This window comes from Thioalkalivibrio sp. ALE22 (genome assembly GCF_000381445.1).
GTDB lineage: Bacteria > Pseudomonadota > Gammaproteobacteria > Ectothiorhodospirales > Ectothiorhodospiraceae > Thioalkalivibrio.
The window spans coordinates 49,785-74,394 of sequence record NZ_KB906512.1; the positions used below are offsets into that span (position 1 = coordinate 49,785).

At 65.9% G+C, this 24,610-nt stretch carries 37 protein-coding genes; 1 reads left to right on the forward strand and 36 read right to left on the reverse strand.

The genetic code is table 11. The features are described from left to right. Positions 1–3: 3 nt before the first annotated feature. From lnt to F793_RS0112115, 7 genes are all read right to left on the reverse strand, one after another. Positions 4–1,506, reverse strand: a complete 1,503-nt coding sequence (gene lnt, locus F793_RS0112085; protein WP_018882757.1) for an apolipoprotein N-acyltransferase — start codon at positions 1,504–1,506, stop codon at positions 4–6. Between the two features lie 5 nt (positions 1,507–1,511). Continuing rightward, on the reverse strand, positions 1,512–2,444 hold the full coding sequence (locus F793_RS0112090; RefSeq protein WP_018865694.1) for an HlyC/CorC family transporter: 933 nt from the start codon (positions 2,442–2,444) through the stop codon (positions 1,512–1,514). Further along, positions 2,437–2,949, reverse strand: a complete 513-nt coding sequence (gene ybeY, locus F793_RS0112095; protein WP_018865693.1) for an rRNA maturation RNase YbeY — start codon at positions 2,947–2,949, stop codon at positions 2,437–2,439. Before ybeY ends, F793_RS0112090 begins: the two co-directional genes overlap by 8 nt. Beyond that, positions 2,939–3,967, reverse strand: a complete 1,029-nt coding sequence (locus F793_RS0112100) for a PhoH family protein (RefSeq protein ID WP_018865692.1) — start codon at positions 3,965–3,967, stop codon at positions 2,939–2,941. Before F793_RS0112100 ends, ybeY begins: the two co-directional genes overlap by 11 nt. 5 nt (positions 3,968–3,972) lie before the next feature. After that, the gene (miaB, locus tag F793_RS0112105; RefSeq protein ID WP_018865691.1) at positions 3,973–5,325 is read right to left on the reverse strand and encodes a tRNA (N6-isopentenyl adenosine(37)-C2)-methylthiotransferase MiaB; all 1,353 of its coding nucleotides are present in this window, start codon (positions 5,323–5,325) and stop codon (positions 3,973–3,975) included. Between the two features lie 47 nt (positions 5,326–5,372). Beyond that, a complete protein-coding gene (ssb, locus tag F793_RS0112110; protein ID WP_018865690.1) occupies positions 5,373–5,849 on the reverse strand; it encodes a single-stranded DNA-binding protein in 477 nt (158 codons plus the stop codon). Positions 5,850–5,958: 109 nt separating this feature from the next. Next, a complete protein-coding gene (locus F793_RS0112115) occupies positions 5,959–7,329 on the reverse strand; it encodes an MFS transporter (protein ID WP_018882756.1) in 1,371 nt (456 codons plus the stop codon). 173 nt (positions 7,330–7,502) lie between these two features. Here F793_RS0112115 and uvrA point away from each other — a divergent pair, with 173 nt between their 5' ends. After that, the gene (gene uvrA, locus F793_RS0112120) at positions 7,503–10,355 is read left to right on the forward strand and encodes an excinuclease ABC subunit UvrA (protein WP_018881304.1); all 2,853 of its coding nucleotides are present in this window, start codon (positions 7,503–7,505) and stop codon (positions 10,353–10,355) included. Between the two features lie 121 nt (positions 10,356–10,476). On the opposite strand, the gene rplQ is transcribed toward uvrA, so the two are convergent. From rplQ to F793_RS0112260, 29 genes are all read right to left on the reverse strand, one after another. Then, positions 10,477–10,866, reverse strand: a complete 390-nt coding sequence (gene rplQ / locus F793_RS0112125; RefSeq protein ID WP_018865687.1) for a 50S ribosomal protein L17 — start codon at positions 10,864–10,866, stop codon at positions 10,477–10,479. A gap of 43 nt (positions 10,867–10,909) precedes the next feature. Further along, positions 10,910–11,899, reverse strand: a complete 990-nt coding sequence (gene rpoA, locus F793_RS0112130) for a DNA-directed RNA polymerase subunit alpha (protein ID WP_018865686.1) — start codon at positions 11,897–11,899, stop codon at positions 10,910–10,912. 30 nt (positions 11,900–11,929) lie between these two features. Continuing rightward, entirely contained in the window at positions 11,930–12,550 is a 621-nt protein-coding gene (rpsD, locus tag F793_RS0112135; protein ID WP_018865685.1) for a 30S ribosomal protein S4, read from the reverse strand. Positions 12,551–12,565: 15 nt separating this feature from the next. Next, positions 12,566–12,955, reverse strand: coding sequence for a 30S ribosomal protein S11 (rpsK, locus tag F793_RS0112140; RefSeq protein ID WP_017941093.1), 390 nt, complete (start codon positions 12,953–12,955; stop codon positions 12,566–12,568). Between the two features lie 21 nt (positions 12,956–12,976). After that, positions 12,977–13,333 (reverse strand): 30S ribosomal protein S13, encoded by a 357-nt coding sequence (gene rpsM / locus F793_RS0112145; protein WP_017941092.1) that lies wholly within the window; start codon positions 13,331–13,333, stop codon positions 12,977–12,979. Positions 13,334–13,399: 66 nt separating this feature from the next. Further along, positions 13,400–13,513 (reverse strand): 50S ribosomal protein L36, encoded by a 114-nt coding sequence (gene rpmJ, locus F793_RS13890; protein ID WP_018881305.1) that lies wholly within the window; start codon positions 13,511–13,513, stop codon positions 13,400–13,402. Positions 13,514–13,528: 15 nt separating this feature from the next. Further along, positions 13,529–14,875 carry a preprotein translocase subunit SecY gene (secY, locus tag F793_RS0112150; protein ID WP_018146441.1) on the reverse strand — a complete coding sequence of 449 codons (1,347 nt, stop codon included), beginning with the start codon at positions 14,873–14,875 and terminating at the stop codon, positions 13,529–13,531. A gap of 3 nt (positions 14,876–14,878) precedes the next feature. Continuing rightward, positions 14,879–15,310, reverse strand: a complete 432-nt coding sequence (gene rplO, locus F793_RS0112155; RefSeq protein WP_018882755.1) for a 50S ribosomal protein L15 — start codon at positions 15,308–15,310, stop codon at positions 14,879–14,881. A 2-nt stretch (positions 15,311–15,312) separates the two neighbouring features. Continuing rightward, on the reverse strand, positions 15,313–15,492 hold the full coding sequence (gene rpmD, locus F793_RS0112160) for a 50S ribosomal protein L30 (RefSeq protein WP_017941089.1): 180 nt from the start codon (positions 15,490–15,492) through the stop codon (positions 15,313–15,315). A 3-nt stretch (positions 15,493–15,495) separates the two neighbouring features. Continuing rightward, positions 15,496–16,002: a 30S ribosomal protein S5 gene (rpsE, locus tag F793_RS0112165; protein WP_018865682.1), complete on the reverse strand. Its 507-nt coding sequence runs from the start codon at positions 16,000–16,002 to the stop codon at positions 15,496–15,498. A 26-nt stretch (positions 16,003–16,028) separates the two neighbouring features. Further along, positions 16,029–16,382 carry a 50S ribosomal protein L18 gene (gene rplR / locus F793_RS0112170; protein ID WP_017941087.1) on the reverse strand — a complete coding sequence of 118 codons (354 nt, stop codon included), beginning with the start codon at positions 16,380–16,382 and terminating at the stop codon, positions 16,029–16,031. Between the two features lie 10 nt (positions 16,383–16,392). Beyond that, positions 16,393–16,923, reverse strand: a complete 531-nt coding sequence (gene rplF, locus F793_RS0112175) for a 50S ribosomal protein L6 (RefSeq protein ID WP_018865681.1) — start codon at positions 16,921–16,923, stop codon at positions 16,393–16,395. Between the two features lie 10 nt (positions 16,924–16,933). Beyond that, complete coding sequence (gene rpsH, locus F793_RS0112180; RefSeq protein ID WP_017941085.1) at positions 16,934–17,326, reverse strand: 30S ribosomal protein S8; 393 nt, start codon at positions 17,324–17,326, stop codon at positions 16,934–16,936. 14 nt (positions 17,327–17,340) lie between these two features. Then, positions 17,341–17,646: a 30S ribosomal protein S14 gene (gene rpsN, locus F793_RS0112185; RefSeq protein WP_018865680.1), complete on the reverse strand. Its 306-nt coding sequence runs from the start codon at positions 17,644–17,646 to the stop codon at positions 17,341–17,343. A gap of 15 nt (positions 17,647–17,661) precedes the next feature. Further along, positions 17,662–18,201, reverse strand: coding sequence for a 50S ribosomal protein L5 (rplE, locus tag F793_RS0112190; protein WP_018865679.1), 540 nt, complete (start codon positions 18,199–18,201; stop codon positions 17,662–17,664). Between the two features lie 17 nt (positions 18,202–18,218). After that, entirely contained in the window at positions 18,219–18,533 is a 315-nt protein-coding gene (gene rplX / locus F793_RS0112195) for a 50S ribosomal protein L24 (protein ID WP_018865678.1), read from the reverse strand. A 7-nt stretch (positions 18,534–18,540) separates the two neighbouring features. Beyond that, the gene (gene rplN / locus F793_RS0112200; protein WP_017941081.1) at positions 18,541–18,909 is read right to left on the reverse strand and encodes a 50S ribosomal protein L14; all 369 of its coding nucleotides are present in this window, start codon (positions 18,907–18,909) and stop codon (positions 18,541–18,543) included. Between the two features lie 22 nt (positions 18,910–18,931). Next, on the reverse strand, positions 18,932–19,198 hold the full coding sequence (rpsQ, locus tag F793_RS0112205; RefSeq protein ID WP_018865677.1) for a 30S ribosomal protein S17: 267 nt from the start codon (positions 19,196–19,198) through the stop codon (positions 18,932–18,934). 4 nt (positions 19,199–19,202) lie between these two features. Then, positions 19,203–19,397 carry a 50S ribosomal protein L29 gene (rpmC, locus tag F793_RS0112210; RefSeq protein WP_018865676.1) on the reverse strand — a complete coding sequence of 65 codons (195 nt, stop codon included), beginning with the start codon at positions 19,395–19,397 and terminating at the stop codon, positions 19,203–19,205. Next, positions 19,397–19,810: a 50S ribosomal protein L16 gene (rplP, locus tag F793_RS0112215; RefSeq protein ID WP_017941078.1), complete on the reverse strand. Its 414-nt coding sequence runs from the start codon at positions 19,808–19,810 to the stop codon at positions 19,397–19,399. Before rplP ends, rpmC begins: the two co-directional genes overlap by 1 nt. Before the next feature lie 10 nt (positions 19,811–19,820). Next, positions 19,821–20,501: a 30S ribosomal protein S3 gene (gene rpsC / locus F793_RS0112220; protein ID WP_018865675.1), complete on the reverse strand. Its 681-nt coding sequence runs from the start codon at positions 20,499–20,501 to the stop codon at positions 19,821–19,823. 2 nt (positions 20,502–20,503) lie between these two features. Next, positions 20,504–20,845, reverse strand: a complete 342-nt coding sequence (gene rplV, locus F793_RS0112225; RefSeq protein ID WP_018865674.1) for a 50S ribosomal protein L22 — start codon at positions 20,843–20,845, stop codon at positions 20,504–20,506. Positions 20,846–20,854: 9 nt separating this feature from the next. Further along, complete coding sequence (gene rpsS / locus F793_RS0112230) at positions 20,855–21,127, reverse strand: 30S ribosomal protein S19 (RefSeq protein WP_018139876.1); 273 nt, start codon at positions 21,125–21,127, stop codon at positions 20,855–20,857. Between the two features lie 12 nt (positions 21,128–21,139). Then, complete coding sequence (gene rplB, locus F793_RS0112235) at positions 21,140–21,961, reverse strand: 50S ribosomal protein L2 (protein ID WP_018865673.1); 822 nt, start codon at positions 21,959–21,961, stop codon at positions 21,140–21,142. Positions 21,962–21,963: 2 nt separating this feature from the next. After that, complete coding sequence (rplW, locus tag F793_RS0112240) at positions 21,964–22,260, reverse strand: 50S ribosomal protein L23 (RefSeq protein WP_017941073.1); 297 nt, start codon at positions 22,258–22,260, stop codon at positions 21,964–21,966. Next, entirely contained in the window at positions 22,257–22,862 is a 606-nt protein-coding gene (rplD, locus tag F793_RS0112245) for a 50S ribosomal protein L4 (RefSeq protein WP_018865672.1), read from the reverse strand. The genes rplW and rplD overlap by 4 nt, the downstream gene beginning before the upstream one ends. 4 nt (positions 22,863–22,866) lie before the next feature. After that, positions 22,867–23,511: a 50S ribosomal protein L3 gene (gene rplC / locus F793_RS0112250; protein ID WP_018878096.1), complete on the reverse strand. Its 645-nt coding sequence runs from the start codon at positions 23,509–23,511 to the stop codon at positions 22,867–22,869. Positions 23,512–23,621: 110 nt separating this feature from the next. Beyond that, positions 23,622–23,933, reverse strand: coding sequence for a 30S ribosomal protein S10 (gene rpsJ / locus F793_RS0112255; protein WP_018865670.1), 312 nt, complete (start codon positions 23,931–23,933; stop codon positions 23,622–23,624). Positions 23,934–23,938: 5 nt separating this feature from the next. After that, positions 23,939–24,610 (reverse strand): EF-Tu/IF-2/RF-3 family GTPase (locus tag F793_RS0112260; protein ID WP_018881309.1); only part of this gene is annotated, 672 nt, incomplete at its 5' end.

Genomic DNA, 24,610 nt, shown 5'->3' on the forward strand with positions numbered 1-24,610 from the left:
GGTTCAGTCGGCCCCGCGGGCGCCGCGCCGGCGCCCGACGGCGGCACCGGCAACCACCAGCACCAGCGCGGCAAGCACGGCCGGCCCCGCCCCGGTGGCGGTCGCCGGCGTCACGCCCTGGCGCGGCTGCAGGGTGCCGGTGACTACCTCGCGGGTAAACGAGCCCGAACGCTCCAGGATGCGGCCATCGGCATCGATCAGGGCCGAGATCCCGGTATTGGTCGCGCGGATCATCGGGCGTCCGGTCTCCACCGCCCGCACCCGGGCGATCTGCAGATGCTGGGCCGGCGCCAGGCTGTCGCCGAACCAGGCGTCGTTGGAGACATTGACCAGGAATCCCGCCTCCGGCAGCGCGGCCCGGATGTGGCGCGAATACGCAGACTCGTAACAGATGCTGACCCCGGCCGTCTGGCCGGCCACCCGCATGCGCCCGTCACCGGTCCCCGGGGACAGGTCGGACATCGGGATCGCCAGCAGCCGGTCCAGCCAGTCGAGCTGGCCGCGCAGCGGGATATATTCGCCGAACGGGACCAGCTGGCGCTTGTTGTACCCCGCGCCGGTGGTCACGTTGATCACCGAGTTGTAGACGTGACGGCCGGCCGAAGCATGGTCGAACACCCCAACCAGCAGCTCGGCATCGTGCTCCGCCAGCGACTGCGCGAGCTGCCCCAGCGGGCGCTGCACTTCCACATAGAACGCCGGGATCGCGGTCTCCGGCCAGACCACCAGATCCACGTCCCCTGCCTCGCGGGTCAGTTCCTGGTAGACCCCCAGCGAATACTCGATGCCGTCGGCATCCCACTTGCGTGCCTGATCGATATTGCCCTGCACCATGGCCACCGAGAGCGCCTCGCCGCCCGGCTCTACCCAGCGTGCGAGCCCCGGCACGAGCGAAGCCAGCACCAGAACCCCGACCAGCCCCGCGCCCGCCCCGCGCTGCCCGGCCCGGAACACGCTGACCACGGCCACCGCCAGCAGCGCCACGACCAACCCTGCCCCCAGCTCGCCGGCCAGCGGCAACCAAGGCTGCAGCGGTGTATCCAGCACGGTGTGCCCAAACAGGAGCCAGGGAAAGCCGGAGAACAGCCAGGAGCGCGCCAGCTCCATCAGCACCAGGCCACCGGCCAGCGCCAGCATCCCGGCCGGACGCCCCAGCGGCAAAAAGCGCGCCGCCAGCGCGGCCAGCAGCGCCGGATAGACCGCCATGGCCAGCACGAACAGCACGGTAATCAGCGAGGCCACGACCAGCGGGGCCTGGCCGAACACCAGCAGGCTGTTGAAGATCCAGGTCACCCCGACGCCGAAAAACCCGAGACCAAAGGCATAGCCAATCCCCGCGGCCCGACGCGGGGTCACCCCGGGCAGCAGGGCAAACCAGGCGGCCAGGGCCAGTGGGGCCGCCAGGAACCAGCCCACCGGGGCAAAGGCCAGGGTCGCCCCCGCCCCGGCCAGCAGGGCCACCAGCCCCGCGGCCCAGGGCGGCAAGTCCGCGACACGGATCGGCATGACCGTCAGGGGGCGCGGTGGTCGCCCGGCTCCGGGGCCGGGCCATCGAATGGCTGCGCCCCCTCGCCGGTGGTCACGCGGCCATCCGGCTCCGGCAGGCGCATCTCCAGCAGATGCAGACGCCGGTTGTCGGCCCGCAATACGCGAAACTGCATGCCATCCACCACGATCTGTTCGCCACGCCGCGGCACATGCCCGAAGTGCGACAGCACCAGGCCTCCGATGGTGTCGAAGTCGGCCTCGCTGTAGGCGGTCTGGAAGTAGGCGTTGAACTCCTCCATCGGCGTCAGCGCCTTGATGGTGTAGCGCCCGCCGGGGTGCTGCATGATCTGGGTCAGGTAGTCCTCGACATCGTGCTCGTCCTCGATCTCGCCGACGATCTGCTCCAGCACGTCCTCGATGGTCACCAGTCCGGCCACGCCACCGTACTCGTCCACCACGATCGCCATGTGGTTGCGGCTCAGGCGGAACTCCTTCAGCAGCACGTTCAGACGCTTGCTCTCCGGCACGAACACCGCCGGGCGCAGGATCTCCTGCATGTCGAAGGCAGCATCGTCGGGCTCGCCGAAGAAGCGCAGCAGGTCCTTGGCCAGCAGGACGCCAACGACCTCGTCACGGTGATCCCCGACTACCGGCAGCCGCGAGTGCGCGGAGGCCACCACGTCGGGGAGAAACTCGGAGAGCCCCGCATCCCGGCGGACCACTTCCATCTGCGCGCGCGGGATCATGATGTCGCGCACCTGCATGTCGGCGACGTTGAGCACGCCCTCCAACATGGTCAGGGCCTCGGGGTCGACCAGTTCGCGGGCGTGGGCGCCCCGCAGGGTCTCGATCAGCTCGCGGCGGGTGGCCGGCTCGCGGCGCGGACGCAGGGTCTCGGCGACGCGGGCCAGCCAGCGCCGCCAGATCGGTTGCTCGTCGGGTTCGGGTTCAGGCATCGGGGGCGTTTCCGGCTGGGTGCGGCGTCAGGGCACGGACCGGATGCTCGGCGTAGGGGTCGGGATAGCCTAACCCGGCCAGGATGGAGCGCTCAACGGCCTCCATCCGCGCGGCCTCGTCCGGCGTCTGGTGATCCATCCCCTGCAGGTGCAGCATCCCGTGCACCACCATGTGGTGGTAGTGGGCGGCCAGGGGCTTGCCCTGCTCCACCGCCTCGCGCGCCAGCACCGGCGCGCACAGGATGACGTCGCCGAGATAGGCGTTCGCCTCGGGCGGCAGACCGGGTGGCAGCTCCGGTGCGGGGAAGGACAGTACATTGGTCGCGTAGTCTCGGCCGCGGAAGGCATGGTTCAGGGTGCGCCCCTCGTCGACATCCACCAGGCGCAGCGTCACCGCGGCCTCGCCGGCGCCGTGCCAGGCCGCGCGGGCCGCGCGGTGCAGGGTGGTGGCAGCCGGCAGGCCGGCGCGCGGCACGGCGTACTGCACCGCAACCTCAAGCCCCATCGGCGTCCTGCCCGTCCACAGCGGCGCCGGCACCGGACTCGGGCGCCGCATCCGGTTTGCCGGAGGCGCTGTCGTGGGCGTCGTAGGCCTCCACAATGCGCTGCACCAGCGGATGGCGCACCACGTCACCCGCCTGGAAGCGGGTGATATGTACGCCCTCCACGTCGTTCAGGATCTGCATCGCGTGCTTGAGCCCGGAGCGCTGGCCGCGCGGCAGGTCGACCTGGGTGATGTCGCCGTTGACGACCGCCGTGGAACCAAAGCCGATGCGGGTCAGGAACATCTTCATCTGCTCAACCGTGGTGTTCTGCGCCTCGTCGAGGATGATGAAGGCCTCATTCAGGGTGCGCCCGCGCATGTAGGCCAGCGGGGCCACCTCGATCACCTGACGCTCCATCAGGCGCGCGGTCTGGTCGAAGCCCATCAGTTCGTACAGCGCGTCGTACATCGGGCGCAGGTAGGGGTCGATCTTCTGCGCCAGGTCGCCGGGCAGGAAACCCAGACGCTCGCCGGCCTCCACCGCCGGGCGCACCAGCACCAGGCGCTGCACGCGGTCCTGTTCCAGCGCCGCGACGGCGGCGGCGACCGCGAGGAAGGTCTTGCCGGTACCGGCCGGCCCGATGCCGAAACTGAGGTCGTGCTGCGCGATCGCCGCCAGGTACTTCGCCTGACGCGGGCCGCGCCCGCGGATCACCGCGCGCTTGAGACGCAGCGACGGATCGCCCGCATTGCCATCGGGCTCGGCCAGGCCTTCGACATGCGCCGTCTGCAGCGCCGTATGCACCTGCTCCAGGCTGACCGGCTCCTCCTGCGCCATGCGATGGAGGTCGTGGATCAGCGCCCCGGCCGCCTGCACCGCGGTCTTCGGACCGGTCAGATTGAAGCGCGGGCCGCGGTTGTGCACGGCCACGCCCAGGCGCGACTCGATCAGGCGCAGATGGGCATCCAGCGGCCCGGAGATCCGCGCGAGCGTCTCCTGGTCACCGGGTTCCAGGGTGAAATCCAGACGATTGGCCATTCCGGTCAGGCGCCGACGGCCGCAGACATGGCCCGCTCCACGGTTCGGCCGCGCAGGGAATGCGCCAGGGCATCGGTGATCTCGACCGGGATCATCTGCCCGATCAGGCCGGGGTCGCCGGCGAAGTTCACGATGCGGTTGTTCGCCGTGCGTCCGGCCAGTTCGCCGGGATTGCGCTTGGCCGGGCCCTCGACCAGCACGGGCTCGATGTTGCCGACCATGGCCTGGTTGCGTTCGCGCCCGTGCTGCTCGATCAGGGCCTGCAGCTCGGCCAGACGGGCCTTCTTGGTGGCCAGCGGCACGTCGTCCGGCAGCGAGGCCGCCGGTGTGCCCGGACGGGCGCTGTAGATGAAGCTGAAGGAGAAGTCGAAGTGCAGCTCCTCGATCAGCTTCATAGTCGCCGCGTGGTCGGCATCCGTCTCGCCGGGGAAGCCGACGATGAAGTCGGAGGACAGGTCCAGGTCCGGGCGCGCCTCGCGCAGGCGGCGGATCTTGGACTTGTATTCCAGAATCGTGTGGCCGCGTTTCATCTGCGCCAGGATGCGGTCGGAGCCGCTCTGTACCGGCAGGTGCAGGTGACTGACCAGCTTGGGCTCGTCGGCAAAGGCCTGGATCAGCGAATCGGAGAACTCCACCGGGTGCGAGGTGGTGAAGCGGATGCGTTCGATCCCGTCCACCGCGGCGACGTAGTGAATCAGCAGCGCGAGGTCGGCGGTATCACCGTCCTCCATCGGCCCCTGATAGGCATTCACGTTTTGTCCCAGCAGGTTGATCTCCCGGACCCCCTGCGCGGCCAGCGCGACCACCTCGGCGATCACGTCGTCGAACGGCCGGCTGATCTCGTCACCGCGGGTATAGGGCACCACGCAGAAGCTGCAGTACTTGGAACAGCCCTCCATCACCGAGACGAACGCGGTCGGGCCATCGGCCTTCGGCTCCGGCAAGCGGTCGAACTTCTCGATCTCGGGGAAGGAGATATCCACCACCGGCGCGCGCTCGCGGCGCACCGACTGGATCATGGCCGGCAGCCGGTGCAGGGTCTGCGGGCCGAACACCAGGTCCACGTACGGAGCGCGTTCGCGCAGGGCATCACCCTCCTGGCTGGCGACACAGCCCCCCACGCCGATGATTACCTCCGGCCGGCGCTCCTTGATCTGGCGCCAGCGCCCCAGCAGCGAGAAGACCTTCTCCTGCGCCTTCTCGCGGATGGAGCAGGTGTTCATCAACAGGACATCGGCCTGCTCCGGATCGTCGGTACGCTCGGCCCCGTGCAGCTCGCGCAGCGCGTCGAGCATGCGATCGGAGTCGTACTCGTTCATCTGGCAGCCGTGCGTCTGAATATAGACCTTGCGGATCATGCTCTCGGTACTTCGCTGGTTGGGCCGGTCAGGGATCGCCGTGCGTTCTAGAAGGGGACGTCGTCGTCATCAAAGCCACCGGAGACCGGGGCGCTGCTGCGGTTGCCACCCTGCTGGCCGCCACCGCCATAGGCATTGCCGCCGCCATAGCCCGGGTCCTGATCGAACCCGCCACCGCCGCCGCCCCCGCGACCGCCGATCAGCTGCATGTCGTTGGCGACCACCTCGGTGCTGTAGCGGTCGTTGCCGGACTGGTCCTGCCACTTGCGCGTCTGGATCTTGCCTTCGATATAGACCTGCGAGCCCTTGGACAGATACTGCGCGGCGATATCCGCCAGGCGCCCGAACATCACCACCCGGTGCCATTCGGTGTTCTCGCGCTTCTCGCCGGAATTCTTGTCGGTCCACTGTTCCGACGTTGCCAGACGCAGGTTGGTGACGGTAACCCCGTTGGGGGTCTCGCGCTTTTCCGGGTCGGCCCCGAGGTTGCCGAGCAGGATGACTTTGTTGACGCCGCGGGCCATGGGGCCTCCTTCAGTCGGGCATGGAGAGACAGACCCGATAGTGTAGCAGCCCACCCCCGCCGCGACAGTGCACCGGTCCACGACGCGGAGCCGGCACGTCCTGCCGGCGCTACCGGGAGGGCGGGCGCGCCAGCCAGGCCGCCAGCTCGGGGGTATCCGGACCGCCGGGCTCCACCTTCAGGTAGAGGGACCCGGCGTCCGGCGACAGCTCGGCCTCGTGCACCCTCGGCCAGTGCGCGATCAGGCGCAGCAGCTCGGCCTCGCGACCGGACCAGTGGGCGGGCAGCGCCAGCACGCGGTTGGAGCGGTAGCGCGGCTGCATCCCGCGCGCCCCCCACCACCACAGCAGCAGCAAAGGCACCCCGGCGAGGAACACGCCGACCGGCCCGGCGACCGTCAGCAAGGCGCCCCCCAGCACCCCGCCGGCGAAGATCCCGAGGAACTGCGCGGTGGCGAAGCCGCCCATCGCGGTGCCCTTGTGGGCCACCGGCGCCACGCGTGCCACCAGGGACGGCAATCCGGCCTCCAGCAGATTGAACGCGGCGAAGAACAGGATCATCAAGGCGCCCAGCGTCCACAGGCCGCCACCGTCCAGCACCAGCAGGGCCAGCAGGACCTGCACCCCGGCCAGCAGGAGGATCGCCGCGCGCAGCACGGCGTGCACGCGCCGCCGCCGCTCGCCGAAGATGATCCCCGGCAGCATCAGCACGAACCCCGCCAGCAGGACCGGCACATAGAACTTCCAGTGACTCGCCCCGGGCAGCGCCAGGGTCTCCAGCAGCAGGACCGGGATCACCAGGAAGTTCGCGGCCAGCACCAGGTGCAGCACAAAGATGCCGAGATTCAGGCGCAGCAGGTCGGGGGCGCGCAGGACCCGCGGCAACGCGGACCACACCGGCACCATGTCCGGATGCCTGCGCACCCGATCCGGGCTCGGCACCCACAGGAACAGGATCACGATCGCGACCAACCCGAGCAGCGCAGAGAGGCCGAAGACCCCCTCCAGCCCCGCCGCACGGTCCACCAAGGGGCCCAGGGCCATCGCGGCGGTAAAGGTCAGACCGATGGTCAAGCCGATGGCAGCCAGCGCCCGCATCCGACGCTCCTCGCCGACCAGGTCCGCCGTCAGGGCCAGGATCACCGCGGCCACCGCGCCGGCCCCCTGCAGGGCACGCCCGAGGATGATGCCGTGGATGGTCTCCGCCAGCGCGGCCACCAGGCTGCCGGCAACGAACAGCAGCAGGCCGACCAGGATCAGCGGCTTGCGCCCCACGCGGTCGGACAGCAGCCCGAACGGGATCTGCAGAATCGCCTGGGTGAGGCCGTAGATCCCCAGCGCCAGCCCCATCAACAGCGGGGTCGCGCCGGGGATACGGTCGGCATGCAGCATGAAGACGGGCAGGACCATGAACAGGCCCGCCATGCGCACGCCATAGATCGCCGCGAGCCCGGTGGTGGCGCGCAACTCCCGCGGGCTCATGGCGTCCGGAACCGGCGCATGGACGGAGGGGTGTTCATGGCAGCGGAGTTTACCGGCAACCCCGGCGCGGAAACCATGGCGCCGCACGCCCGGGTGTTAAGATGGCCGGTTTGCGGTACCCCGGATCGCCGGGCACACCGCGCGACGCAACCCGGTGGAGTCGACCCAGCCCCATGGACAGCATCAGCATTCGCGGCGCCCGCACCCATAACCTGAAAAACGTGGACCTCGACCTGCCGCGCGAGCGGCTGATCGTGATCACCGGCGTCTCCGGCTCGGGCAAGTCGTCGCTGGCCTTCGACACCCTGTTTGCCGAGGGCCAGCGCCGCTACGTGGAGAGCCTGTCCACCTATGCCCGGCAGTTCCTGTCGATGATGGAGAAACCCGACGTCGACCAGATCGAGGGCCTGTCGCCGGCGATCTCCATCGAACAGAAGAGCACCTCGCACAACCCGCGCTCCACCGTCGGCACCATTACCGAGATCTACGACTACCTGCGCCTGCTGTTCGCCCGCGCCGGCGAACCGCGCTGCCCGGAACATGGCGAGACCCTGGCCGCGCAGACCATCTCGCAGATGGTGGACCAGGTGCTGGAGCTGCCGGAGGGCGACAAGGTGATGCTGCTCGCGCCCGTGGTGCGCGGACGCAAGGGCGAGCATCACAAGATGCTGGAGGCGATGCGTTCCCAGGGGTACCTGCGCGCGCGCATCAATGGCGAGATTCACGACCTCGATGCCCTGCCGGCGCTGGACCCGAAGCGCAAGCACAACATCGAGATCGTGATCGACCGCTTCCGCGTGCGCGAGGACCTGCGCCAGCGTCTGGCCGAGTCCTTCGAGACGGCCACCGAGCTCGCCGACGGCCTGGCCCTGATCGCCTGGATGGACGAGCCGGAACGCGAACCGATGATCTTCTCCGCCCGCTTCGCCTGCCCGGTCTGCGGATATGCGCTGCGCGAGCTGGAGCCGCGCCTGTTCTCGTTCAACAACCCGGCCGGGGCCTGCCCCACCTGCGACGGCCTGGGCGTACACCAGTTCTTCGATCCCGAGCGCGTGGTCTCGCAGCCGGAGCTGAGCCTGGCCGGCGGGGCCGTGCGCGGCTGGGACCGACGCAACGCCTGGTACTTCAGCCTGCTGACCAGCCTGGCCCGGCACTACGGCTTCGACGTAGAGACCCCGTGGCAGGAGCTGCCCGCGGAGGTGCGCGCGGTGGTCCTGCACGGCTCCGGCAAGGAGAAGGTCAAGCTCGCCACGCCCGCCGCCAACGGCCGCCTGCGCACCGACGAACGCGTGTTCGAGGGCGTGATCCCGAACCTCGAACGGCGCTACCGCGAGACCGACTCCTCTGCCGTGCGCGAGGAGCTGGGCCGCTACCTGGCGGAGCAGCCCTGCCCCGACTGCCACGGCACGCGCCTGAATTCCGCCGCGCGCCATGTGTTCGTCAATGACTTGACCTTGCCGGAGGTCACGCACATGAGCGTGGCCAATGCCCAGACCTTCTTCAGCGACCTGCGCCTGCCCGGGCGTTTCGCCCAGATCGCGGAGAAGATCGTGCGCGAGATCTCCGCGCGCCTCGGCTTCCTCAACGATGTCGGGCTCGACTACCTGACGCTGGACCGCTCCGCCGACACCCTGTCCGGCGGGGAAGCCCAGCGCATCCGGCTGGCGTCGCAGATCGGCTCGGCCCTGGTCGGCGTCATGTACATCCTCGACGAACCCTCCATCGGCCTGCACCAGCGCGACAATGCGCGGCTGCTCAACACCCTCAGCCACCTGCGCGACCTCGGCAACACTGTGATTGTCGTCGAGCATGACGAAGACGCCATCCGACAGGCCGATCACGTAGTGGACATCGGACCGGGCGCCGGCCGCCACGGGGGCCGAATCGTCGCCTCCGGGACCCCCGAGGCCGTCGCCGCGCATCCTGAATCACTCACCGGTGCCTACCTGCGGGGCACACGATCTATCGCGGTCCCGGAACAGCGCCACGCTGCCGATCCGGAAGCCGAAATCCGGGTGATCGGCGCGCGCGGCAACAATCTCAAGGGCGGCGATTTCGCCTTCCCTACGGGCCTGTTCACCTGCGTCACCGGCGTGTCCGGATCCGGCAAGTCGACCCTGGTCAACAACACCCTTTATCCGGCCGTCGCGACCGCCCTGCATGGGGGCCGCCACCACATCGAGGCCCACGAGCGCATCGACGGCCTGGAACGCATCGACAAGGTCGTCGACATCGACCAGAGCCCGATCGGGCGCACACCGCGCTCGAACCCGGCGACCTACACCGGACTGTTCACCCCCATCCGCGAGCTGTTCGCCGCCACCGCCGAGGCCCGTTCGCGTGGTTACAAGCCGGGGCGCTTCTCCTTCAACGTCCGTGGCGGGCGCTGCGAGGCCTGCCAGGGGGATGGCGTGATCAAGGTCGAGATGCACTTCCTCCCGGATGTCTTCGTGCCCTGTGACGTCTGCAAGGGCCACCGCTACAACCGCGAGACGCTGGAGGTGCGCTACAAGGGCAAGAACATCCACGAGGTCCTCGAGATGACTGTGGAAGAGGCCCTCGACTTCTTCCAGCCCGTGCCGGTCATCCACCGCAAGCTGGAGATGCTGATGGAGGTCGGGCTGTCCTACATCCAGCTCGGCCAGAACGCGACCACCCTCTCCGGCGGCGAGGCCCAGCGCATCAAGCTGGCGCGCGAGCTCTCCAAGCGCGACACCGGACGCACCCTCTATATCCTCGACGAACCCACCACCGGGCTCCATTTCGAAGACATCGCCCAGCTCCTGCGCGTGCTCCACCGCCTGCGCGACCACGGCAACACCATCGTCGTGATCGAGCACAACCTCGACGTGATCAAGACCGCCGACTGGCTGATCGACATCGGGCCCGAAGGCGGCAGCGGCGGCGGCGAGCTGCTGGTCGCCGGCACGCCGGAGACCGTCGCCGCCACCCCCAACAGCCACACCGGCCAGTTCCTCGCGCCGCTGCTGGCCCCGGCCGCCCGCCCTCGGGCCGTCTCCAACTGAAGCCGCGCATCCCGCGACCGGCTCGCAAACACCCCGCCCCAGACGCAAGAAAGCCGGCACGAGGCCGGCTTTCTCGGGACCGCCACCCCCGGGAGGGTGCGGTTCATTGCACTGCGAAATCTCAGGCGGCTTCGCCGTCCCCGGAATCGCCCTCGGGGCGATCCACCAGCTCCACGTAGGCCATCGGGGCGTTGTCACCCGGACGATTGCCACACTTGAGGATACGCAGATACCCACCCGGGCGCTGCTGATAGCGCGGACCCAGCTCACTGAACAGCTTGCCCACGATCTCCTTGTCGCGCAGACGCGCAAAGGCCGTGCGACGGCCATGCACGCTGTCTTCCTTGGCCATGGTGATCAGCGGCTCGGCGACCCGGCGCAGTTCCTTCGCCTTGGGCAGCGTGGTCTTGATCAGTTCGTGCCGGAACAGGGCCACGGACAGGGCCTGAAACGTGGCCTTGCGGTGCGAGCTGTTACGGCCCAGCTGACGGCCGGAATGACGATGACGCATGAGAGGCTTCCTCTAGAAAAACGATGGGCGCAGGGCGCCGTGATTACTCGTTGTCGTCGCGCAGACCCGGCGGCGGCCAGTTCTCGAGACGCATGCCCAGCGACAGCCCATGGGTCGCCAGCGTGTCCTTGATCTCGGTGAGCGACTTCTTGCCGAGGTTCGGCGCGCGCAGCAGCTCGACCTCGGTGCGCTGAACCAGGTCCCCGATGTAGTACAGGTTCTCCGCCTTCAGGCAGTTCGCCGAACGCACCGTGAGCTCCAGTTCGTCCACCGGACGCAGCAGGACCGGGTCGATCGCACCACCGGCGGTCCCGACCACCTCGCCGGCCTCTTCCTGGAGGTCGACGAACGGGGCCAGCTGGCCCTGCAGGATCGTCGCTGCCTGACGCACCGCGTCATCCGGCGCGATCGCACCGTTGGTCTCCAGTTCCAGCACCAGGCGGTCCATGTCGGTACGCTGCGCCAGACGCGCGCTCTCGACGCGGTAGGACACGCGGCGGATCGGGCTGAAGCTGGCATCCAGCAGCAGTCGGCCGATGCCCGTATCGTCGCCCGCCTCGGACTGGCGTCGGGCGCTCACGGGCTCATAGCCACGGCCGGCCCGCGCGGTCAGCGTCACGTCCAGGTCGACGTTCTTGGTGATGGTCGCGATCACGTGTTCAGGATTCACGACCTCCACGTCATGGTCCACCTGGATGTCACCCGCCGTCACCACGCACGGACCCTTCTTCTTCAGGGTCAGGGTGGATTCGTCACGGCTGTGCATGCGCAGCGCCACGCCCTTGAGGTTCAGCAGGATGTCAACGACGTCCTCCTGCACCCCTTCGATCGTGGTGTATTCGTGCAGCACGCCCTCGATCCGGGCCTCGACGATCGCGGCACCGGGGATGGACGACAGCAGCACACGCCGCAGGGCATTGCCCAGGGTATGCCCGAAACCGCGTTCCAGCGGCTCGAGCGCGACCTTGGCCTGATTCCGGTTCTCGGCCTCGACCTCGATCTGCTGTTTCTTGACCAGTTCGTTCGACTGCATTGTGACTCCTGGCGCCAGGCCGAAAAACGATTACTTCGAGTACAGCTCGACGACGAGCGACTCGTTGATGTCCGCGGGCAGATCCGAACGGTCCGGGATCGCCTTGAAGGTCCCTTCGAACTTGCTGGTGTCGACTTCGACCCAGCTCGGGAAACCGGTCTGCTCGGCCAGGGTCATCGCATCCTGGATGCGGACCTGCTTGCGGGCCTTCTCGCGGACCGTGACCACATCCGACGGCTGAACCTGATAGGCGGCGATGTTCACCACCTGGCCATTCACCATGATCGCGCGATGCGCCACCAGCTGCCGCGCTTCCGAGCGGGTGGCGCCGAAGCCCATGCGGTACACGACGTTGTCCAGACGACCTTCCAGCAGCTTCAGCAGGTTCTCGCCGGTCGAGCCCTTGCGCTGGGCGGCCTTCTTGTAATAGTTGCGGAACTGCTTCTCCAGCACGCCGTAGATCCGGCGCAGCTTCTGCTTCTCGCGCAGCTGCACGGCATAGTCGGACAGGCGGGTACGGCGTTCACCGTGCTGACCCGGCGGCTTGTCCAGCTTGCACTTGGTTTCCAGCGCGCGGGCGCCGCTCTTCAGGCCCAGATCCACGCCTTCGCGGCGGCTGAGCTTGCACTTCGGTCCAATGTAACGAGCCATTCTCGAACTCCAGCCTTAAACGCGGCGTTTCTTGGGCGGCCGGCAGCCGTTGTGAGGGATCGGGGTCACATCACTGATATTCGTGATCTTGAACCCGGCATTGTTCAGCGCACGTACCGCCGATTCGCGACCCGGACCCGGGCCCCGCACCATCACGTCGAGATTCTTCACGCCGTGCTCGGCCGCAGTCGTCCCGGCTCGCTCGGCCGCAATCTGCGCCGCGAACGGCGTGGATTTGCGGGAACCACGGAAACCAGAGCCACCCGAGGTGGCCCAGCTGATCGTGTTGCCCTGCCGGTCCGTGATCGTGATGATCGTGTTGTTGAACGTGGCATATACGTGAGCCACGCCCTCGGCGATATTCTTGCGGACCTTCTTCTTGGTCCGAGTCTGCGCTTGTGCCATGTACCTGAGATCCCAGTCTGATTACTTGCGAATCGGGCGACGCGGGCCCTTGCGGGTGCGTGCATTCGTCTGCGTCTGCTGACCCCGCAACGGGAGGCCGCGGCGGTGACGCACGCCCCGGTAGCAGCCCAGGTCCATGAGCCGCTTGATGTTCATGCTGACTTCCCGGCGCAGATCCCCTTCCACGGGGATCTTGTCGATCTGCGCGCGCAGGGCATCGACTTCGGCATCGGTCAGATCCCGCACCTTGATGTCCCGACGCACACCCGCGGCATCGCAGATCAGGCCGGCCCGGGTGGGGCCAATGCCATAGATCGCGGTCAGCGCGATTACCGTGTGCTTCTGGTCAGGAATATTGATTCCAGCGACGCGAGCCATCCAACCTCTCCATCTAAATCCGGCAAAGCCGGCTATAGTAGCAATGAATATCCGTTACGCCAAGCGTTAGCCCTGGCGTTGCTTGTGGCGGGCATCCGAACAGATCACCCGCACCACACCGTTACGCCGAATCACCTTGCAGTTTCGGCAGATCGGCTTTACAGATGCACGTACCTTCATGGTTTTTCTCCTGGTCTAGCGGATCCCGGTCCCGCCGAAACCCTTCAGATTCGCTTTCTTCATCAACCCTTCGTACTGGTGGGACACCAGGTGCGACTGCAGCTGCGCCATGAAATCCATCACCACGATCACGATGATCAGAAGCGACGTCCCACCGAAGTAGAACGGCACGTTCCAGTACAGGATCAGGAACTCGGGCAGCAGGCAGACCGCAGTGATATAGACCGCGCCCACCGCCGTCAGCCGTGTCATGACCCCGTCAATAAACCGTTCCGTCTGCACCCCGGGACGAATCCCCGGAATGAAGGCGCCCTGCTTCTTCAGGTTCTCCGCGGTATCCCGGGAGTTGAACACCAGCGCGGTGTAGAAGAAGCAGAAGAAAATAATTGCGGCCGCATAGAACATCACATACAGCGGCTGCCCCGGAGCGAGCGTCGTCGAGATCTCGCGCAGCCAGTCCATCCCTTCCGCCTGCCCGAACCACTGCCCCAGCGTCGACGGAAACAGGATGATACTGGACGCGAAGATCGGCGGAATCACCCCGGCCATGTTCAACTTCAGCGGCAGGTGCGAGGACTGCCCGCCAACCATCTTCCGCCCCACCTGACGCTTCGCATAGTTGATCGTGACGCGTCGCTGACCGCGTTCGACGAACACGACGAACGCCGTCACCGCCAGCGCCAGCACGATCAGGATCACCACGAACGCCGCCGCCAGTTCGCCGGTCCGCGCCAGCTCGAGGGTGCCACCAATGGCGCCCGGCAGCCCCGCGACAATGCCGGCGAAGATGATGATCGAGATCCCGTTGCCGATGCCGCGCTCGGTAATCTGCTCGCCCAGCCACATCAGGAACAGGGTACCGGTCACCAGCGAGACGACCACCGTAAAGATAAAGATCGGCCCCGGGTTCAGCGCCATCGGCATGCCCTGAATGGTCTGTCCATTCAGAGCAATCCCGATCCCGATACTCTGAAACAGCGCCAGCGCCACGGTCCCGTAGCGCGTGTACTGCGTGATCTTGCGCCGCCCCTGCTCGCCTTCCTTCTTCAGCTGCTGCAAGGCCGGCACCGTGGCCGCCAGCAGCTGCATGATGATCGCGGCGGAGATATACGGCATCACCCCGAGGGCAAAGATCGACAGCCTTTCCAGCGCCCCGCCCGAGAACATGTTGAACATGTCCAGAATGGTGCCGCTTTGTTGCTCGAAGAACTGCGACACCGCGACCGGGTTGATGCCCGGCACCGGGATGAACGTACCGATCCGGTACACCACCAGGGCGCCCAGCACGAACAGCAAGCGTTGGCGTAACTCGGTAAAACCGGTGAGTCCGCCACCGGAACGTGCTGTCGCTCCACGCGCCATTATTTAGGCCTCGACGCTCCCGCCGGCCGCTTCGATCGCGGCCCGCGCACCCTTGGTCACACCCACGCCCTTCACGGCGCAGGCACGGAAGACTTCACCGGAGGCGAAGATCTTCGCGCTCTGGGCGTCGCTGCGCACGACACCGGCGGCCTTGAGGCTTTCCAGGGTCACGTCGCCGTCCACCTTGGCCAGCTCGCTCAGGCGCACTTCGGCCGCGTACTGCTGCTTGCGGGAGCGGAAGCCCACCTTCGGCAGGCGCCGCTGCAACGGCATCTGGCCGCCTTCGAAGCCGACCTTGGTGAAGCCGCCGGAGCGGGACTTCTGGCCCTTGTGGCCACGGCCGCCAGTCTTGCCCAGACCGGAACCAATGCCACGACCGACGCGCTTGCCCGGCTTGCGGGCGCCGTCGGGGCTTGCAATCTCATTCAGTCGCATCGTTAGACTTCCTCTACCTTCAGCAGGTACGACACCTTCTTGACCATGCCCAGATTTTCCGGGGTGGCCTCGACCGTCGAGGTGCTGTGGGTCTTGCGCAGCCCCAAGCCGCGGACGCACGCCTTGTGCGATGCGATGCGGCCGGCGGTGCTGCGTACCAGGGTCAGTTTCAGCTTGCTCATGGCTTAGCTCGTCACTTCGTCAACGGTCTTGCCGCGCTTGGCCGCCACACGCTCCGGCGAGCTCACCGTGGTGAGCCCGTCGATCGTGGCCTGCACGACGTTAATCGGATTGCGCGATCCCACGCACTTGGCAAGCACGTTACGCACCCCGGCCACTTCCAGCACGGCACGCATGGCCCCGCCGGCGATGATCCCGGTACCTTCCGAGGCGGGCTGCATGTAGACGTTCGCGGCACCGTGGCGGCCATTGACCGCGTAGTGCAGGGTCCCTTCGTGCAGGGCCACGTTGCGCATCTCCATCCGCGCCTGCTGCATTGCCTTCTGGATCGCGGCCGGAACCTCGCGCGCCTTGGCATAGCCATAGCCCACGCGACCTTCTCCGTCGCCCACCACCGTCAGTGCGGCAAACCGGAACTGGCGACCGCCCTTGACCACCTTGGCCACGCGGTTCACGCCAATCAGCTTTTCCTGCAGGCCGTCTTGCGCTTCGCTTACATCGTTACGTGCCATATCTCTCTCCGCTCGATCCCGTTTGACTAGAACTGCAGGCCGTTTTCACGTGCGGCGTCGGCCAGAGCCTTCACCCGTCCGTGATAACGGAAACCCGCGCGGTCAAACGCGACCTGTTCAATACCGGCCTTGCGAGCGCGCTCGGCAATCGCCTGCCCCACACGGGCCGCCGCCTCGGCGTTCCCGGTCGAACCGCCGGCATTCTTCAGATCCTTCTCCACCGTTGACGCCGCGGCGAGTACCGCGTCGCCGGACGGGGCAATGATCTGCGCGTACATGTGGCGGGGCGTCCGGTGGATACAGAGACGATGCACCCCCAGCTCACGGATCTTGAACCGTGCGCGACGCGCCCTCTTAAGTCTGGCCTCTTTCTTGTCCACTGGTGCCTACCTACTTCTTCTTGGCTTCTTTGCGCACAATGCGCTCGTCTTTGTACTTCACGCCCTTGCCCTTGTAGGGCTCCGGCGGGCGGAAGGCGCGAATATTCGCGGCCACCTGGCCCACCTTCTGGCGATCGGTCCCCTTGACCACGACCTCGGTCGGGGTCGGCGTTTCCACCGTCACACCCTCGGGGATCTCGAAGTCGATCGGATGCGAATACCCGAGGGTCAGGTTCAGCTTCGCGCCCTGCATCTGCGCGCGGTAGCCGACACCCACCAGCTCCAGGGCCCGTTCGAACCCCTGGCTGACACCGTGGACATGATTCCCGAGCAGCGCACGGATGGTACCGGCGAGCGCGACGTTTTTCGCATTCTCGGCGGCCTTCACACGCACCACGCCGTCCTCGACGGTAACCGTCACCGCCTCGGGGCAGGTGAGCTGAAGCTCGCCCTTCGGGCCCTTGATCTTGATCTCGCTGTCCGTCTGCTCCACGGACACACCGCTCGGCAGCTGGATCGGCAGATTTGCAATGCGCGACATGGCTGATTCCTCAGTAGATCTTGCAGAGGACCTCGCCACCCTGGCCAGCGGCCCGGGCTGCGCGGTCACTCATGACACCCTGCGGCGTGGAGATCACCGCGACACCAAGGCCCGCGTTGATCCGCGGCAGTTCGTCCTTGCCGCGATAGATCCGCAGACCCGGGCGGGAAATCCGTTCGACGGTCTCGATGACCGGCCGTCCCTCGAAATACTTCAGCTTCACCACAAGCTTCTTCTGTGCGGCTTCGCCCTCGACCTGCATGTCGCCCACGAAACCCTCTTCCGCGAAGACCTTCAGGATGCGCTCCTTGGCCTTGCTGTAGGGAATGGCGACCTGCTCCTTGTTCGCGCGCTGCGCATTGCGCACGCGGGTGAGCATGTCGGAAATCGGATCGGTCATCATCGCTTCAAATCTCCTTACCAGCTCGCCTTGCGCAGGCCCGGAATCTCGCCCTTCATGGCGTATTCCCGCAGCTTGTTGCGCCCCAGGCCAAACCGGCGGTAATAGCCCTTCGGCCGGCCGGTCACGCCACAGCGGTTCTTCTGACGCACGCGCGACGAATCACGCGGCAGTTTCTGCAGCGCATGCATGGCCGCCAGACGTTCCTCGGAGGACTTGGTGTCGTCCACCAGGATTGCCTTGAGTTCGGCCCGCTTGGCCGCGTACTTCTTTACCAGTCGTTCGCGCTTTTTCTCGCGCTCGACCATCGATACCTTCGCCATGTGCGCCTACCTCGTTTACTGCCGGAACGGGAATCGGAAGGCCTCCAGAAGGGCCTTGGCTTCCGCGTCCGTCTTTGCGCTGGTTGTGATGGTGATGTCCATGCCGCGCAGCTTGTCGACACGGTCGTAGTCAATCTCCGGAAAGATGATCTGTTCCTTGATGCCCAGGCTGTAGTTGCCGCGGCCGTCGAACGCCTTCGCGGAAAAACCGCGGAAGTCGCGTACCCGGGGCAGCGCCACATTGATCAGGCGATCCAGGAATTCGTACATCTGCCGGCGCCGCAGGGTCACCTTGCAGCCGATGGGATAATCATCACGGATCTTGAAGCCCGCAATCGACTTGCGTGCCTTGGTGACCACCGGCTTCTGCCCGGCGATCGCAGTCATATCACCGACCGCGTGTTCGATCACCTTCTTGTCCGCGACCGCATCGCCGAGACCCATATTGAGGGTCACTTTGGTGATGCGCGGAATCTCCATCACGTTGGCATAGCCGAACTGCTCGCGCAGGGCCTGCTTCACGTTGGATTCGTATTCTTCTCTCAAGCGTTCCATAAACCGTCCGTCCCGCGTTATGCGTCCACGACCTCGCCGTTCGAGCGAAAGACCCGCACCTTGCGGCCGTCTTCCAGGGTCTTGAACGACACGCGATCACCCTTGTCGGTTGCCGGGTTGAAGAGCATCACGTTCGAGACATCGATCGGCATTTCCTTCTCGATGATCCCGCCACCGACACCCTGCTGCGGGTTCGGCTTCTGATGCTTCTTCACCATGTTGATGTTCTGGACCAGGACCTTGCCGTCCAGGACCTTGATGATGGTCCCGCGGCGACCCTTGTCCTTGCCCGCGATCACGACGACATCGTCGCCCTTGCGAATCTTGTTCATCACGTCCTCACAGCACTTCCGGGGCGAGGGAGATAATCTTCATGTACTTCTCCCCTCGCAGTTCACGCGTCACCGGCCCGAAGATACGGGTGCCGATCGGCTGGTGCTGGTTGTTCAGCAGGACCGCGGCGTTGCGGTCGAAGCGGATGATCGAACCATCCGGGCGCCGCACGCCGGAGGCGGTACGCACCACGACGGCGTCGTACACATCGCCCTTCTTGACCTTGCCACGCGGGATCGCGTCCTTGACGCTCACCTTGATGACATCGCCCACACGGGCGTACCGGCGGTGCGAGCCGCCCAGCACCTTGATGCACTGGATGCGTCGGGCGCCGCTGTTATCGGCGGCCTCGAGCACGGTCTGCATTTGAATCATGACTTATCTCCTGGCAGCCGATTCAGAGCGCGTCCTGCCCGACCACTTCGATCAGGGCAAAGCGCTTCTGCTTGGAAACCGGCCGGCATTCACGGATACGAACCCGATCGCCCATGCGGGAAACGTTCTCCTCGTCGTGGACGTGCAGTTTCGTGCTGCGGCGGATGAACTTGCCGTACAGCGGATGACGCACGCGACGCTCGACCAGGACCGTCCGGGTCTTGTCCATCTTGTCGCTGATCACCCGCCCCACGACGGAACGCTGAGTCTTGGAACCTTCTTCGGTCATCTTCTTAGCCTGCCCTTCTGCGTTCATTCATCAGCGTCTTGATCTGCGCGATCTCGCGCCGCACCTTGCCGACGCGATCCGGGCGCGCGAGCTGTCCGATCGCCTTCTGCATACGGAGGCCGAACTGCTCCTTGTAGAGCGCTTCCAGCTCCTGGTTCAGATCGTCATCCGACTTCTTTCTGAGTTCTTCTGCTTTCATTACATCACCTGCCGACGGGTGAAGACCGTCTTGACCGGGAGCTTGGCGGCGGCCAGGCGCATGGCCTCGCGGGCCACGTCCTCGTGAACGCCTTCCATCTCGTAGAGCACGCGGCCGGGCTGGATCTTGCAGACCCAGTACTCCACGCCACCCTTGCCCTTGCCCATACGCACTTCAAGCGGCTTCTTGGTCACCGGCACGTCCGGGAACACCCGGATCCAGATCTTCCCGCCACGCTTGATGTGACGCACCATCGCACGCCGCGCGGCCTCGATCTGGCGCGCGGTAATGCGACCGCGTTCAACGGCCTGCAGGCCGTACTCGCCGAAGCTGACCTTGGCACCGGTCGAGGCCATGCCCCGGTTCCGGCCCTTGAACTGCTTGCGGAATTTGGTTCTTTTTGGCTGCAACATGGTCTATGTCCTAGCTCGCGTTGGCCGCAGCGCGCGTCCCTTCGACCGGCTCGAGACCGAAGACTTCGCCCTTGAAGATCCACACCTTCACACCGATGATCCCGTAGGTCGTACGGGCCTCGGCGAAGCCGTAGTCGATATCGGCACGCAGGGTGTGCAGCGGCACACGCCCTTCCCGGTACCACTCGGAACGCGCGATCTCGGCGCCGTTCAGACGGCCGGAGACGTGCACTTTGATCCCCTGGGCACCCAGGCGCATGGCATTGCCGACGGCGCGCTTCATCGCACGGCGGAACATGATGCGGCGCTCGAGCTGCTGGGCAATCCCTTCCGCCACCAGCTGGGCCTCGATCTCGGGCTTGCGCACTTCCTCGATATTGATCTTGACGTTGCCCTGGTCCAGGCCCGTCTCCGCCGCGACTTCACGACGCAGCTTCTCGATGTCCTCGCCCTTCTTGCCGATCACGATCCCCGGACGCGCCGTATGGATCGTGATGTGCGCGGCCTTGGCCGGACGCTCGATAGTAATGCGGCTCACCGACGCGTGCGCGAGTTTCTTCTGCAGGAATTCGCGCAGCTTGATGTCGTTGTTCAGCGTCTCGCCAAATTCACGACCGTCGGCGTACCAGGTCGCCGACCACGGGCGAGAAATGCCCAGCCGGATGCCGGTTGGATGTACTTTCTGACCCATGGTTAGTTCGCTCCCTTCTCGCTAACGCCAATCACGATGTGACTGGTGCGCTTCATGATGCGGTTGCCGCGGCCCTTGGCACGCGCCTGCATGCGCTTGAGCACGGGGCCCTCGTCGACCTGGATGCGCGAGATGCGCAGCTCGTCGATGTCGGCGCCGTCGTTGTTCTCCGCATTGGCGATCGCGGATTCCAGCACCTTTTTCACGATGGCGGCCGGCTTCTTCGGGCTGAAGGTCAGCTCGTTCAGGGCCTCTTCCACGCGCATACCACGAACCTGGTCGGCGACCAGCCGCGTCTTCTGCGGCGAGATGCGCGCGTAGCGCAGTTTTGCAATCGTCTCCATCGTTCGTCCTCAGCGCGACTTCTTGTTGGCGATGTGACCCTTGAAGGTCCGCGTCAACGCAAACTCGCCCAGCTTGTGGCCGACCATGTTTTCGTTGACCAGCACCGGAACATGCTGACGCCCGTTGTGAACCGCGAGGGTGAGACCCACCATCTGCGGGATAATCATCGAGCGACGCGACCAGGTCTTGATCGGCCGGCGATCGTTCTTCTCGCGCGCCTCTTCCACCTTCTTGCGCAGGTGGTGGTCGACGAACGGGCCTTTTTTCAGTGAACGCGGCATGCTGGCACTCCGTTACTTCTTGCGCCGACGCACGATCATGCCGTCGGTACGTTTGTTGTTGCGGGTCTTGTAACCCTTGGTCGGACGGCCCCACGGGGTCACCGGGTGACGCCCGAAGTTGCGCCCTTCACCACCACCATGCGGATGGTCGACCGGGTTCATCGCGGTGCCGCGCACGGTCGGGCGCACGCCCGTCCAGCGCTTGGCACCGGCCTTCCCGAACTTCTTCAGGCTGTGCTCCGTATGCCCGACCTCGCCCACCGTGGCGCGGCATTCGGACGGGATGCGCCGCATCTCGCCGGAGCGCAGCCGGATGGTGGCGTGGGCGCCTTCGCGGGCCACGACCTGGGCCGAGGCACCGGCGGAACGGGCGATCTGGGCGCCCTTGCCCGGCTTCATCTCGATGCAGTGAATCACCGTGCCGACCGGGATCGAGCGCAACGGCATGGCGTTACCGACACGAATCGGCGCCTGCGAGCCGCTGTGCACCGCGTCACCCTGCTTCAGGCCGCGAGGCGCGATAATGTACCGGCGTTCGCCGTCCGCGTACAGCACCAGTGCGAGATGAGCGCTACGGTTCGGGTCATATTCGAGCCGTTCAACCTTGCCCGGCACGTTGTCCTTGTTCCGCTTGAAGTCGACGATGCGATAGCGCTGCTTGTGCCCACCACCCACGTGACGCGTGGTGATGCGCCCGGAATTGTTTCGGCCGCCCGTGCGCGTCTGCTTCTCCACCAGCGCCGCATGCGGGGCGCCCTTGTGCAGACCGTCACCGCGGATCTGAACCGCGTGACGGCGTCCGGCCGACGTCGGATTGGTCTTGATAATCGCCATGACTAGACCTGTTCTCCTTCACCCATGTCGATGCTCTCGCCCTCGGCGAGCGCGACATAGGCCTTCTTCCAGTGGTTACGACGACCGAACTGGCGACCGAAGCGCTTGTTCTTGCCCTGCTGGTTCAGCGTGCGGACCTGCTGGACACGAACCTCGAACAGCTTCTCGATCGCGGCCTTGATCTCGGCCTTGTCGGCATCCGGCAGCACGCGAAACACGTACTGCCCGACTTCCCCGGCGTTGGTCGATTTCTCGGACACCACCGGACCCTGAATAATCTGCATCAGACGCGAATTCATGCCAGCCACTCCTCGAGCTTGCGGATGGCGCCTTCCGTGATCACGACCGTCTCGGCCCCGACCAGGTTGGCAGGATTGACGCCGTTGACGTCGATCACGTCCACGTGCGGCACGTTGCCGAGGGCGCGGGCGGTCATCGCGTCCTCTTCGGCCAGGACCACCAGACCCTTCTCCAGGCCCAGTTCCTTCAGCTTCGCGACGCCGTCGCGGGTCTTGCCGGATTCAACGGCAAAGCCCGCCACCACCTTCAGGCGATCCTGGCGCAGCAGCTCGGAGAGGATCGACGCCATCGCGGCGCGATACATCTTCTTGTTGAGCTTCTGCGAGAAATCCTGGGTGCGCGCCGCGAATACCTTGCCGCCCCCGGTCCACAGCGGGCTGCGGATGGTGCCGGCACGCGCACGGCCGGTGCCCTTCTGGCGGAACGGCTTGATGCCGCCGCCGCTCACCTGGGCGCGTGTCTTCTGCGCACGGGTGCCGCTGCGGGCTCCGGCGAGCTGCGCGACCACGCTCTGATGCACCAGGGATTCGTTGAATTCCCGCTCGAAGCAGACGGCGGACAGCTCGACGCTGGCCCCGGTATCGGCAGTCGTTACTTGCATTGTCTTAACCCTTCGCCTTCACGGCCGGACGAATCATCACGTCGGAACTCGGCGCGCCCGGCACGGCACCCTGAACCAGGACCAGACTGCGATCGGCGTCGACACGCACCACCTTGAGGTTCTGGATGGTCTTGCGCTCCGCGCCCATGTGGCCGGCCATCTTCTTGCCCTTGAACACGCGGCCGGGGCTCTGGTTCTGCCCAATGGAACCCGGGGCACGGTGCGCCAGCGAGTTGCCATGGGTCGCGTCCTGGGTGCGGAAGTTGTGACGCTTCACCGCACCCTGGAAGCCCTTGCCCTTGCTCTGCGCGGTCACGTCGACGATCTGACCTTCCTCGAACCGGTCAACGGTGATCGCATCACCGGCGGCCAGGCCTTCCAGATCGGCCTCGTCCACGCGGAATTCCCACAGACCACGACCCGGTTCCACCGACGCCGCAGCAAAGTGACCGGCCTCCGGCTTGCTTACCCGAGACGGCTTGCGCGAGCCCGCCGTCACCTGGACCGCGTTGTAGCCGTCGCCTTCAGTGCGCTTGATCTGGACCACGCGATTGTTGTCCACCTGCAGCACCGTGACCGGCACGGAGACGCCGTCGTCCGTAAAGACGCGCGACATGCCGAGCTTGCGACCGATGAGTCCAAGAGCCATTACAAAACCCCTTCCGTATCAGACGGCGCTATCAAGCGCCCTAAAGCCGTGGCCCGGCGAAAATTCCGCCGGGCCACGGAAAGCCCAATAGTATGGCAGAAAATTTAACGTTAGTTAAGCCTGATCTGAACATTGACGCCCGCGGCCAGATCCAGCTTCATCAGGGCATCCACGGTCTTGTCGGTCGGATCGAGGATATCCATCAGGCGCTTGTGCGTACGCAGCTCGTACTGGTCACGCGCGTCCTTGTTGACGTGCGGGGAGACCAGGACCGTGTACGCCTCGCGCTTGGTCGGCAGCGGAATCGGTCCCTTGACCCGGGCGCCGGTCCGCTTCGCGGTCTCGACAATCTCGGCCGCGGAGCGGTCGATCAGTCGATGATCAAAGGCCTTCAGACGAATTCGAATGCGCTGGTTAGCCATCTCGTTCACTCAATAATCTTGGAGACGACGCCGGCGCCGACGGTGCGGCCACCTTCGCGGATCGCAAAGCGCAGCCCGTCTTCCATCGCGATCGGGTTGATCAGGGACACCGTCATCTTGACGTTGTCGCCCGGCATCACCATCTCGGTGCCTTCCGGCAGTTCCACCGAACCCGTCACGTCGGTCGTACGGAAGTAGAACTGCGGGCGGTACCCATTGAAGAACGGCGTATGACGACCGCCCTCGTCCTTGCCCAGGATGTACACCTCGGCCTCGAAATGGGTGTGCGGGGTGATCGAACCCGGCTTGCACAGCACCTGACCACGCTGCACGTCGTCACGCTTGGTGCCACGCAGCAGGATACCGACGTTGTCGCCCGCCTCGCCCTGGTCCAGCAGCTTGCGGAACATCTCGACACCGGTGACGGTGGTCTTCTGGGTGTCGCGAATACCGACGATCTCGATTTCTTCGCCGACCTTCACCACGCCGCGCTCGACGCGACCGGTCACCACGGTGCCACGACCGGAGATCGAGAAGACATCTTCCACCGGCATCAGGAACGCGCCGTCCACGGCACGCTCGGGCTCCGGAATCCAGCTGTCCATCGCCTCCACCAGCTTGTAGATCGCCGGGGCGCCCACTTCGCTCTCGTCACCTTCCAGCGCCTTCAGCGCGGA

Bases quoted from the DNA above. Each gene is read 5' to 3' on its own strand.
- lnt (WP_018882757.1), bottom strand. From the start codon at position 1,506: ATGCCGATCCGTGTCGCGGACTTGCCGCCCTGGGCCGCGGGGCTGGTG.
- F793_RS0112090 (WP_018865694.1), bottom strand. From the start codon at position 2,444: ATGCCTGAACCCGAACCCGACGAGCAACCGATCTGGCGGCGCTGGCTG.
- ybeY (WP_018865693.1), bottom strand. From the start codon at position 2,949: ATGGGGCTTGAGGTTGCGGTGCAGTACGCCGTGCCGCGCGCCGGCCTG.
- F793_RS0112100 (WP_018865692.1), bottom strand. From the start codon at position 3,967: ATGGCCAATCGTCTGGATTTCACCCTGGAACCCGGTGACCAGGAGACG.
- miaB (WP_018865691.1), bottom strand. From the start codon at position 5,325: ATGATCCGCAAGGTCTATATTCAGACGCACGGCTGCCAGATGAACGAG.
- ssb (WP_018865690.1), bottom strand. From the start codon at position 5,849: ATGGCCCGCGGCGTCAACAAAGTCATCCTGCTCGGCAACCTCGGGGCC.
- F793_RS0112115 (WP_018882756.1), bottom strand. From the start codon at position 7,329: ATGAGCCCGCGGGAGTTGCGCGCCACCACCGGGCTCGCGGCGATCTAT.
- uvrA (WP_018881304.1), top strand. From the start codon at position 7,503: ATGGACAGCATCAGCATTCGCGGCGCCCGCACCCATAACCTGAAAAAC.
- rplQ (WP_018865687.1), bottom strand. From the start codon at position 10,866: ATGCGTCATCGTCATTCCGGCCGTCAGCTGGGCCGTAACAGCTCGCAC.
- rpoA (WP_018865686.1), bottom strand. From the start codon at position 11,899: ATGCAGTCGAACGAACTGGTCAAGAAACAGCAGATCGAGGTCGAGGCC.
- rpsD (WP_018865685.1), bottom strand. From the start codon at position 12,550: ATGGCTCGTTACATTGGACCGAAGTGCAAGCTCAGCCGCCGCGAAGGC.
- rpsK (WP_017941093.1), bottom strand. From the start codon at position 12,955: ATGGCACAAGCGCAGACTCGGACCAAGAAGAAGGTCCGCAAGAATATC.
- rpsM (WP_017941092.1), bottom strand. From the start codon at position 13,333: ATGGCTCGCGTCGCTGGAATCAATATTCCTGACCAGAAGCACACGGTA.
- rpmJ (WP_018881305.1), bottom strand. From the start codon at position 13,513: ATGAAGGTACGTGCATCTGTAAAGCCGATCTGCCGAAACTGCAAGGTG.
- secY (WP_018146441.1), bottom strand. From the start codon at position 14,875: ATGGCGCGTGGAGCGACAGCACGTTCCGGTGGCGGACTCACCGGTTTT.
- rplO (WP_018882755.1), bottom strand. From the start codon at position 15,310: ATGCGACTGAATGAGATTGCAAGCCCCGACGGCGCCCGCAAGCCGGGC.
- rpmD (WP_017941089.1), bottom strand. From the start codon at position 15,492: ATGAGCAAGCTGAAACTGACCCTGGTACGCAGCACCGCCGGCCGCATC.
- rpsE (WP_018865682.1), bottom strand. From the start codon at position 16,002: ATGGCACGTAACGATGTAAGCGAAGCGCAAGACGGCCTGCAGGAAAAG.
- rplF (WP_018865681.1), bottom strand. From the start codon at position 16,923: ATGTCGCGCATTGCAAATCTGCCGATCCAGCTGCCGAGCGGTGTGTCC.
- rpsH (WP_017941085.1), bottom strand. From the start codon at position 17,326: ATGATGACCGATCCGATTTCCGACATGCTCACCCGCGTGCGCAATGCG.
- rpsN (WP_018865680.1), bottom strand. From the start codon at position 17,646: ATGGCGAAGGTATCGATGGTCGAGCGCGAGAAAAAGCGCGAACGACTG.
- rplE (WP_018865679.1), bottom strand. From the start codon at position 18,201: ATGGAACGCTTGAGAGAAGAATACGAATCCAACGTGAAGCAGGCCCTG.
- rplX (WP_018865678.1), bottom strand. From the start codon at position 18,533: ATGAACAAGATTCGCAAGGGCGACGATGTCGTCGTGATCGCGGGCAAG.
- rplN (WP_017941081.1), bottom strand. From the start codon at position 18,909: ATGATTCAAATGCAGACCGTGCTCGAGGCCGCCGATAACAGCGGCGCC.
- rpsQ (WP_018865677.1), bottom strand. From the start codon at position 19,198: ATGACCGAAGAAGGTTCCAAGACTCAGCGTTCCGTCGTGGGGCGGGTG.
- rpmC (WP_018865676.1), bottom strand. From the start codon at position 19,397: ATGAAAGCAGAAGAACTCAGAAAGAAGTCGGATGACGATCTGAACCAG.
- rplP (WP_017941078.1), bottom strand. From the start codon at position 19,810: ATGTTGCAGCCAAAAAGAACCAAATTCCGCAAGCAGTTCAAGGGCCGG.
- rpsC (WP_018865675.1), bottom strand. From the start codon at position 20,501: ATGGGTCAGAAAGTACATCCAACCGGCATCCGGCTGGGCATTTCTCGC.
- rplV (WP_018865674.1), bottom strand. From the start codon at position 20,845: ATGGAGACGATTGCAAAACTGCGCTACGCGCGCATCTCGCCGCAGAAG.
- rpsS (WP_018139876.1), bottom strand. From the start codon at position 21,127: ATGCCGCGTTCACTGAAAAAAGGCCCGTTCGTCGACCACCACCTGCGC.
- rplB (WP_018865673.1), bottom strand. From the start codon at position 21,961: ATGGCGATTATCAAGACCAATCCGACGTCGGCCGGACGCCGTCACGCG.
- rplW (WP_017941073.1), bottom strand. From the start codon at position 22,260: ATGAATTCGCGTCTGATGCAGATTATTCAGGGTCCGGTGGTGTCCGAG.
- rplD (WP_018865672.1), bottom strand. From the start codon at position 22,862: ATGCAAGTAACGACTGCCGATACCGGGGCCAGCGTCGAGCTGTCCGCC.
- rplC (WP_018878096.1), bottom strand. From the start codon at position 23,511: ATGGCTCTTGGACTCATCGGTCGCAAGCTCGGCATGTCGCGCGTCTTT.
- rpsJ (WP_018865670.1), bottom strand. From the start codon at position 23,933: ATGGCTAACCAGCGCATTCGAATTCGTCTGAAGGCCTTTGATCATCGA.